This is a genomic window from Nocardia takedensis NBRC 100417 (assembly GCF_000308695.1).
Classification (GTDB): Bacteria; Actinomycetota; Actinomycetes; order Mycobacteriales; family Mycobacteriaceae; genus Nocardia; species Nocardia takedensis.
In genome coordinates this window covers 1-9,045 of record NZ_BAGG01000014.1, presented here as the reverse complement: position 1 = coordinate 9,045, position 9,045 = coordinate 1, and the positions used below count along the sequence as shown (strand labels likewise).

The 9,045-nt window shown below is 69.7% G+C and carries 7 protein-coding genes; 5 read left to right on the top strand and 2 right to left on the bottom strand.

All coding sequences use genetic code 11. The annotated features are described in order from the left end of the window. The coding region (locus ON30_RS03625) for a sensor histidine kinase (RefSeq protein ID WP_040704189.1) at positions 1-2,465 on the bottom strand (2,465 nt) is incomplete at its 3' end. 317 nt (positions 2,466-2,782) lie between these two features. Between ON30_RS03625 and ON30_RS03620 the strand changes: the two genes are divergently transcribed. The 4 genes from ON30_RS03620 (at position 2,783) to ON30_RS03605 (ending at position 7,489) form a co-directional block, all read left to right on the top strand. Next, positions 2,783-4,780 (top strand): AMP-binding protein, encoded by a 1,998-nt coding sequence (locus tag ON30_RS03620; protein WP_040704187.1) that lies wholly within the window; start codon positions 2,783-2,785, stop codon positions 4,778-4,780. 124 nt (positions 4,781-4,904) lie between these two features. Then, the gene (locus tag ON30_RS03615; RefSeq protein ID WP_040704184.1) at positions 4,905-5,288 is read left to right on the top strand and encodes a hemophore-related protein; all 384 of its coding nucleotides are present in this window, start codon (positions 4,905-4,907) and stop codon (positions 5,286-5,288) included. A 105-nt stretch (positions 5,289-5,393) separates the two neighbouring features. Continuing rightward, entirely contained in the window at positions 5,394-6,095 is a 702-nt protein-coding gene (locus ON30_RS03610; protein WP_245553925.1) for a response regulator transcription factor, read from the top strand. Positions 6,096-6,178: 83 nt separating this feature from the next. Next, entirely contained in the window at positions 6,179-7,489 is a 1,311-nt protein-coding gene (locus tag ON30_RS03605; RefSeq protein ID WP_040704188.1) for a sensor histidine kinase, read from the top strand. Between the two features lie 66 nt (positions 7,490-7,555). Here the strand turns inward: ON30_RS03605 and ON30_RS03600 are convergent, their stop codons facing one another. After that, positions 7,556-8,389, bottom strand: coding sequence for an LppX_LprAFG lipoprotein (locus ON30_RS03600; RefSeq protein ID WP_040704181.1), 834 nt, complete (start codon positions 8,387-8,389; stop codon positions 7,556-7,558). Positions 8,390-8,823: 434 nt separating this feature from the next. Here ON30_RS03600 and ON30_RS03595 point away from each other — a divergent pair. After that, on the top strand, positions 8,824-9,045 hold a 222-nt coding region (locus tag ON30_RS03595), incomplete at its 3' end, for a cytochrome b5-like heme/steroid binding domain-containing protein (protein WP_040704180.1).

Below are 9,045 nucleotides of genomic sequence, written 5' to 3'. Positions count from 1 at the left end.
TGACGTTGCGGCAGGCCGGTGGCGGCGTCGCGCGAAGGCGCGCCGTTGGCGCCGGGCTGACGCTGGGGCAGGCCGCCCGGTCCGGCCGGACCGCCCTCCGCGCCGGGCCTGCGCTGCGGGCCCTCGCCGGACTGCGGATCGCGCGGCGGTTGCGCGCCCGCGGGACCGATCACGCTCGGGCCGCCCGGCGACCGCGGCGGGCCGGACTGACCCAGGTTGCGCTTGGGCAGGTTCGCGGCGGCGAGCTTGCCGCGCTGCGGGACGTTCTGCTGTTGACCGGGGGCCGGCCGCAGACTCGGGCTCGACTGGGCCTGATCCTGCGGGTTCTGACCGAGGGCCGAGTTGCCGGGCCTGCGCTGCGGCAGACCACCGCTCGCCGCGGCCGGGGTGGGGCCGGCGGCGGGCGCGGGCTTGCTGAGCGGAATCGGCCCGCTCACACCCGGATCGACGGTGACCATCATGTTCCCGCCGGGGGTACGGGTGACCGCCCTGGTCTGCATGGTCGAGGACGGGGTGGGCCGCTGCGGACCGGGCCGCTGCGGACGCTCCGGGGTGCCGTCCTGCTTGGGGCTCGGGGTGACCGGCTGCACCGACAGCGGCTGACCCGCGACGATGAGCGCGACCGGCACGTGCACCGTCACCGTCACGCCGGGATCGCGGGCGGTGTCGAAGGTGGGCCGCAGGCGCACGGTCAGGCCGTGACGCTCGGCGAGCCTGCCGACCACGAACAGACCCATGTGGCGCGCGGTGTCGGGGCCGGGCTCGGCGGTCTGCTCGAGCTTGCGGTTGATCTCGGCCATCTCCGCGGGCGGCATGCCGATGCCGCGGTCGGCGACCTCGATGAGCAGACCCTGGTCGCCCGCCTGCGCGAAGGTGAACTTCACGTCGGTCTCGGGCGGGGAGGCGCGCAGCGCGTTGTCCAGGAGTTCGGCGAACAGGTGCGCGAGGTCGGAGGCGGCGGGTTCCTTGAGCGAACCGCGCGGGGTGGCGCCGAGCTTGACCCGCTCGTAGTCCTCGACCTCGGAGATCGCGGCGCGCAGCACGTCGGCGATCTCGACCGGGGCCGACTTGGCGCGGCGCTGCTTGGTGCCCGCGAGGATCAGCAGGTTGTCGCCGTTGCGGCGCATGCGGGCGGCGAGGTGATCCAGCCGGAACAGGTTCTCCAGCAGGCGCGGGTCCTTCTCGTCGTACTCCATCGCCTCGATCAGGCTGAGCTGATGGTCGACGAGGGACTTCGAGCGGCGCGCCAAGGTCTCGAACATGTCGTTGACCTGCGAACGCATCTGGGCCTGGTCACTGGCCAGGCGCAGGGCCTGACCGTGGATGTCGTCCACGGCGCGGGCCAACTGCCCGATCTCCTCGGTGCTGCGCACCGGCATCGGCTCGAGCGGCACGTCCTCCGGGGAGGCGCCGTTGCGCAACTGGGCGACCTCGTGCGGCAGGTCGCTCTCGGCGACGCGCAGCGCGGCCAGGCGCAGGCGGTGCAGCGGCACGATCATCGAGCGCGCGACGAACACGGCCAGCAGCAGCGCGGCCAGGATGGTCGCGATGACGACGGCGGTGTAGGTCCACGCGTCGGTGCTCGCGGTGGAGGACAGCGAATTCATCGCCTGCTGGATGTTGTCGGTGGCCTTGCTGACCACGCGTTCGTAGACGTCGACGCTGGTGGTCAGCGAAGTCTTCAGCTCACCGATCGGGATGCGGCCGGCGAGCGCGTCGGGGCTGGTGATGAGCGCGACGCGGGTGTCGACGCCCGCGCGCAGGTCCGCGATCGAGGCGTCGCCGTCGGAGAACCGGTGGGCCAGCATGTCCAGCAGCTGGCGTTCGGTGTTGGAGGCGGCGAGGATTGCCTGCTGGCCGTCGGGGTCGCGCTGGAGCACCTTGCTGAAGGCGGCCAGCTCGCTGACCAGGGTGGCGCGGGTGTTGATCGCGTCGACCAGGCGGAGTTTGGCCGCGTCCACATCGGGGTCGCTGACCTGCGAGATGGTGCTCTCCACGATCCGCACGCTGAAGTTGCGGATGCGGTCGATCGCGGCGAGGGATTCGGCGGCGACGGTGGGTGCCTTGCCCGGCGCGCGCACGGCCTTGACCTCGGTGATCATGCTTTCCAGTAAGGCGCGCGACGTGCCGCCGAGCAGCCCGGTGGCGCCCTCGGCCTTGGCGATGGCCTCGTCGAGTTCGCTGAGGTCCTTGTCGGTGACCACGGTCTGACCGTTGAGCGAGACCAGCTGCGAACCGGCCACGGTGGCCGCCGCGGCGCTCAGGCCGGTGACGGCGGGAATGGCCTCGACATTTTCGGCCACGCTCGCGAGTCTCTGCGCGTTGGAGAACTCGGCGGTAATCCTCGACACGCCGAGTCCGACCGCGACCGCCAGTGGCACGGCGAGAACCGCCGTAACCTTCCAGCGCAGGTCCCAATTGCCGAGCGCCCAGCGCTTCCTGCCGGACCTTGCGGCGTCACGCATCTCCCACTCACTTTCCAAACTGGCCCCGACCCGCGCCATCAGCGAACCTCAACAATCGCATGCCGGCTCGCCAGACGGAGCTGGCCGAGAACTACGGCTGGCCGAGAAATTGCGTCTACGACGGCCCGAATAAGTGACATCAGATTCTAACGGATCAATAACAGCTTGGGTGACATCCGGTAAGGGTACGGGGCTTGACCAGCCTGTTCCAGACAAAACCGGAGGTCGCGGCACCCACCCGGGCGTCGCGTGAAGTCTGCCACAATCATGCAGATCTATCGAGGCGGGCATCCAGGCGAGGTTAGGGAGTCGAGGGTTTGAACCTCCAGCACGAGTACCGACCGGTCTATCAGACCAGCTTGGTCGATCCGACCGAGTTCTGGACCCGTGCCGCCGAAGCCATCGAATGGGATGTCCCCCCGACCCAGATCGTCGACACCACCGCCCGTCCCGTCGCCCGCTGGTTCCCCGACGCCCGCCTCAACACCTCGGTCAACGCCCTGGACCGGCACGTGCGCGACGGCCGCGCCGATCAACCCGCACTCGTCTACGACTCGGCGATGGCCGACGGCGGACGGGTGCTCACCTACGCCGAACTGCTCGACGAGGTCGCGAGGTTCGCGGGCGCGATGGTCCGCCTCGGGGTGGGCGTCGGCGACCGGGTGGTGATCTATCTGCCGATGATTCCCGAAGCGGTCGTGGCGATGCTGGCCTGCGCGCGCATCGGCGCGGTGCATTCGGTGGTGTTCGGCGGATTCGCCGCCCCCGAACTCGCCGCCCGCCTCGACGACGCCGAACCTGTGTTGATCGTCACGGCCTCGGGCGGCATCGAACCGACCCGCAGAATCGAATATCCGCCTATCGTGCGCGCGGCATTGGATCTGGCGCACACGGCCGTGCCGCGCGCGGTCGTGGTGAAACAGCGCCGGAAATTCCCCACCCCCGATTTCTCCGATCCGCGCTGGTCCACCGGGACCACCGCGGATTCCGGCGCGGTGCGCTGGCTGGACTGGGACGAGGCGGTCCGCGACGTCGAACCCGCCGCGCCCGTCTCGGTGGCCGCGACCGATCCGCTGTACATCCTCTACACCTCCGGCACCACCGGGAAGCCCAAGGGTGTGGTGCGTGACAACGGCGGACACGCCGTCGCACTGGCCTGGTCGATGCGCAATATCTACGACATCGGCCCCGGTCAGGTCATGTGGGCGGCCTCCGACGTCGGCTGGGTGGTCGGCCACTCCTACATCGTCTACGCGCCGCTGCTGGTGGGCGCGACCACAGTGCTGTTCGAGGGCAAACCGGTCGGCACCCCCGACGCGGGCGCGTTCTGGCGGGTCGCGGCCGAACACGGGGTGCAGGTGCTGTTCACCGCGCCGACCGCCTTGCGCGCGATCCGCAAGGCCGACCCGCAGGCCCGCCTCGCCGAGCAGTACGACCTGTCCGCGCTGCGCGCGCTGTTCTGCGCGGGCGAGCGACTCGACCCGGCCACCTACGAGTGGGCCGACGCCACCCTGCTCGCCGACCGCGCCGACTGCCCGGTTGTCGACCACTGGTGGCAGACCGAGACCGGCTGGCCGATCGCCGCCGATCCGCTGGGGCTGCAACAGCTTCCGATCAAACCCGGCTCGACCTCGGTGCCCGTCCCCGGCTACCGACTGCGCGTACTGGACGCCGAGGGCAACCCGGTGCCCGCGGGGACCGAAGGCAACATCGTCATCGGCCTGCCCTTGCCGCCCGGCACCCTGACGGGGCTGTGGCACGACGAAGACCGGTTCGTCCGCTCCTACATGTCGGCCTTCCCCGGCCACTACCTGACCGGCGACTCCGGCTACTTCGACGACGACGGCTACCTGTTCGTCCTCGGCCGCAGCGACGACGTGATCAACATGGCGGGCCACCGCCTCTCGGCGGGCAGCATCGAAGCCGCCATCGCCGGTCACCCCGCGGTGGCCGAATGCGCGGTCATCGGTCTGCCCGACGAACTCAAGGGGCAGCGTCCCATCGCGTACGTGGTGCTCAAGGAGGGCGTGGAGATCGAACGCGACGTGCTGCGCGCCGAACTCGTCACCCGGGTGCGCGAGCAGATCGGCGCGATCGCCACCCTGCACGACGCGATCGTCGTCGCCGCGCTCCCCAAGACCCGCTCCGGCAAGATCCTGCGCAAATCGATCCGCCAGATCACCGCGGGCGACGACTACGACATGCCTTCCACCATCGAGGATCCGGCGGTGCTGGTCGCCTTGGCCGACCAGATTCTGTCCGGGCGCACCCCCATCGCGCCGGTCACCGACACCGATCACCCGACCCCCGCCTGAGCGGCGCGACCCCGCCGGGGTTCTCTCAGAGTTCTCTCACAGTTGGTTCACACGAGTGTCAGCGGTTACCCCTAGCTTCGTAAGCGTCCGTGCAACACCGACACGAACCTCTGGAGGCTCATCCATGAAGCGTTTCCACAGCCGTACCGCATTCGCCGCGATCGCCGCGGGAGGTGTCGCGGGTGCGGCCGTGTTCTTCGGTCCGTCCGCCTCGGCCGATCCGAGCTCCTTCGCGGCACCGCTGCTCGAAACCGAATGCAGCTTCGCGCAGGTGGACGCCGCGCTACACGCCGAGGCCCCGCAGCTCGCGGCCGTACTCGACGCCAACCCGAGCCAGAAGGCCCAGTTGCAGGCCCAGTTCGACCAGCCGGTCGAGCAGCGTCGCGCCGAATTCCAGCGCTTGGTCCAGGAGAACCCGGAAGCCGTGCAGCAGGCGCAGAACGATCCGCGCTACGCACAGTTCCAGGACACCATCGCCCAGGTCGCGGCCACCTGCCAGAACTACTGACCGACCACGCCGGGCACGAAGTGCTTCCCCGGCGCGGCGCCGATGCGAAACTCTGATGTCGGCATCCCCCGGTGAATGAATCGAAAGAGGCGACCCGTGCCCGAGGTGACCGGTTCGAACCCGAGCGTCCTCGTCGTCGATGACGACGAGGACGTTCTCGTCTCCGTCGAGCGCGGGCTGCGCCTGTCCGGCTTCCGAGTGCGGGTGGCCCGCGACGGCGCGGCGGCGCTGCGCAGCGTCACCGAGGATGCCCCCGACGCGATCGTGCTCGACATGAACATGCCCGTCCTGGACGGGGCCGGTGTGGTGACCGCGCTGCGGGCGATGGGCAACGAGGTGCCGATCTGCGTGCTCAGCGCTCGCGCCTCGGTCGACGACCGGATCTCCGGACTGGAATCCGGCGCCGACGACTACTTGGTGAAACCGTTCGTGCTGGCCGAATTGGTGGCCCGTATCCGCGCGCTGCTGCGGCGGCGCTCGGACACCGCCGCGCCCGCCACACCCGGCGCGATCACCGTCGGCCCGCTCGAGGTCGACGTCGCCGGCTACCGCGCGCTGCTGCACGGCCGGGAAGTCGAGCTCACCAAAAGGGAATTCGAGTTGCTGTCCACGCTGGCGCGCAACGTGGGCGTGGTGCTGAGCCGGGAACGGCTGCTGGAGTTGGTGTGGGGCTACGACTTCGTCGCCGACACCAACGTGGTCGACGTCTTCGTCGGCTATCTGCGCCGCAAGCTCGAGACCGAGGGCACGCCCCGTCTGCTGCACACCATCCGCGGGGTCGGGTTCGTGCTGCGGGCGCCGAAGTGACGGTGCCCGCGCCCGGGGCCACCCGACCCGCGCGCAGGCGGCGGTCGTTCTCCTTGCGCACCAGGGTCGCCGGGGCGGCGGCGATGGGCGCGGTCATCATCGTGACGTTGCTGAGTCTGATCAGCATCCGCGTCATCGAACGCAACAATCTGGCGCAGAGCGATCAGCAACTCGCGCTGGCTTCGCGACTGGTGCTGATCGAACCCGTCATCGCGGTCGGTCTGGTCGGCTTGACGGGCCTCAATCAGCAGATCGCGGTGACCGTGCGCGACGAGGGCGCGGTGACCGCGAGCAGTCCGACCGAACTGCCCGCGACGCCCGTGGGCAACACCACCGCCGAGGTCGACGGCACCCCCTACCGGATTCTGACCACGGTGGAGAACCAGCCGCCCGGACGCACTGTCTCGCTGGGCATCCCGGCCGAGGAGGCCGCCAGGGCTACCGCCGAGCAACAGCGCTGGGTGCTCGCCGGGGCTCTGCTGGCCATCGCGGCGAGCGCGGCGCTGGGCTGGTTGCTGGCCGGTCGCGCGGTCCGGCCGATCGTGGATCTGACCCGGCAGGTCGGCAATCGCAGCGCCGTACCCGACCCTGGCGATCCGCAACCGCCCGTGGACGGTTCGGGCGTGCGGGAGGCGGAGAAACTTGCCGAGGCGGTCAACACCATGCTGTACCGGGTGGACCAGGCCCAGGCCGAGACGGCCGCCGCGCTGGAGACCGCCCGCGATTTCGCGGCGGTGTCCGCGCACGAACTGCGCACCCCGCTGACCGCCATGCGCACCGACCTGGAAGTCCTGAGCACGCTGGACCTGAGCGAGGCCCAGCGCACCGAGATCCTCGCCGACCTGCGCCGCGGCCAAGGCCGGGTGGAGACCACGCTGGCCGCGCTGGAGCGACTGGCCACCGGCAACCTCACCAATGTCCGCGACCACGTCGACATCGACGTCGGCGACATCTGCGATCAGGCCGCCCACGATGCCATGCGCCACTTCCCCGGATTGGTCGTGCACATCGACACCGACGCCGAACTGGTCACCAAGGGCCTGCCCGCGGGTCTGCGACTGGCCGTGGACAACGCGCTGGCCAACTCGGTGCGCCACGGCCGCGCCACCCACGCCGTGGTCGCCGCGCACCGCACCCCCGACGGGCACGTGCTCGTCACCGTGGACGACAACGGCGTGGGGATACCGCCCGGCGAGCGCGAAGCGGTGTTCGAGCGGTTCTTCCGCGGCAGCGGGGCGGGCAAAGGCGGTTCGGGACTCGGCTTGGCGCTGGTGGCCCAGCAGGCCCAGTTGCACGGCGGTCGCGCATATTTCGCGGACAGTCCGCTCGGCGGTGCGCGCCTGGTCCTGGATCTACCGGGACGACCGACGAACCGGCCTCCCGGCGAATTCTGAGCGAACGAGAAAGGCCGGGTGCGCGGGAATCCCGCGCACCCGGCCTGGTTCCGCCGAGCCCGGTGATTACTGGGGCTTGGTGACGGTGACGGGCTTGGCCCAATCCGACAGCGTCACGTTCACCGTGCCGCCGTCCTTCTTGATGACGGCGCGCACCAGGTTCGGGCCCGCGCCGGTCGAGGCCGCGGTCGACGGCTGCGCGGCCACCGAGGTGCTCGGCGGGGCGACATCGGCGATGTACAGGGTGATCGGGAAGGTGCCGCCGCCCTCACCGAGGCGCGGGACGATCGGGTCGATCACCTTCGAGTCGATGGTGCCGGTGACCTTGACCACCGCGACGCCCTCGACACTCTCGCGCCCCTCGACCTTGGGGTTCTGGACCTGCGCGATGACGTTGGCCAGACCCTTGTCCTTGTCCAGGATGATGCCCGGATCGTAGATCTTCTCCGACGGGCCGAGATCGGCGTACTTGCCGTCCTCGAGCTGGGCCCACATCGACTTGTCGACGACGACGAACTTGGCGTTGATGAACGGCGCGTCCGGCTTGGTGCGCACCTTCGCCTCGCCCTGCGCGGCGCCCGCGCCCTGCGGCTGGTTGGTGACGTCGGCCGCGACCGACTCGACCGGCAGGTTGGCGATGTTCTGCACCTCGAGGTCGAGGTGGACGGCTTGCAGGGTCTGGGTGGTCCGGGAGGACTCCTGGACGATCTGCGCCGCGTCGGGCAGCGGGCCGGTGGCCGTCGCCGCGGTGGTGCTGTTGCCGGAATCGTCCGAGGTGCAACCGGTCACGATCGCCGTGAACAGCGAGGCCGCGACCGCGACCGCACCGAGGCGGACCGGCGAGAGCCGGCCGAACCGAGGTCGGAACGTGGTGGATGTACGCGTGGTGGTGTCACTCATGGTCTGCCCCCAGAAGAGTGCAAGGTCGGTTCGACCGGGTGGATCGACAGCTATTGCTGCCGTTGATGGGCGCGACAGTCCCGCGGGCGGACGAAACTCGTCCGCCGACCGGGTTCTCGATGGCCGACCCTTGGCCGAACCCGGTCTGGAACCTGCTGCGCGCGCCGACGATACCCTGTGTCCGGTCCATCCGCATAGATCGACGGAAAACCCGTGATCGACCGGATCCGGGTTAAGGGAACGTTTAGTGAGACGTTAGGACCACCACGCACCATACTGTCCATGACCATCGAGGCGGTGTGCGCGACCTGGGGGATTTCCGGAAACACCGGGAGCCGCGAACCGCGCGGGGCCACGCCGCGAGCCGGTGAAATCAAATCCCGGTCGGAAACGATACGGCCTTGGAACCGCGGAACAGAGCACGAAGGAACACGATGACGAACACTCGCCCCGACACGGAGGAACAGGACTTCCGTCGTCCCCCGCCGCCGCAGGGCCCCCCTCCGATCTCCAATGTCTGGGTCTACAACGGGAAAGCCTACGACCTCAGCGACTGGATCTCCAAGCATCCGGGCGGCGAGTTCTTCATCGGCAGGACCAAGAACCGCGACATCACCTCGATCATCGGCTCCTACCACAAGGATCCCGAACGGATC

What these genes read in the sequence shown, in the direction of transcription:
- ON30_RS03615 (WP_040704184.1), top strand. Translation starts at nt 4,905, where the DNA reads ATGAAGCGTTTCCACAGCCGTACCGCATTCGCCGCGATCGCCGCGGGA.
- ON30_RS03605 (WP_040704188.1), top strand. Translation starts at nt 6,179, where the DNA reads ATGGGCGCGGTCATCATCGTGACGTTGCTGAGTCTGATCAGCATCCGC.
- ON30_RS03600 (WP_040704181.1), bottom strand. Translation starts at nt 8,389, where the DNA reads ATGAGTGACACCACCACGCGTACATCCACCACGTTCCGACCTCGGTTC.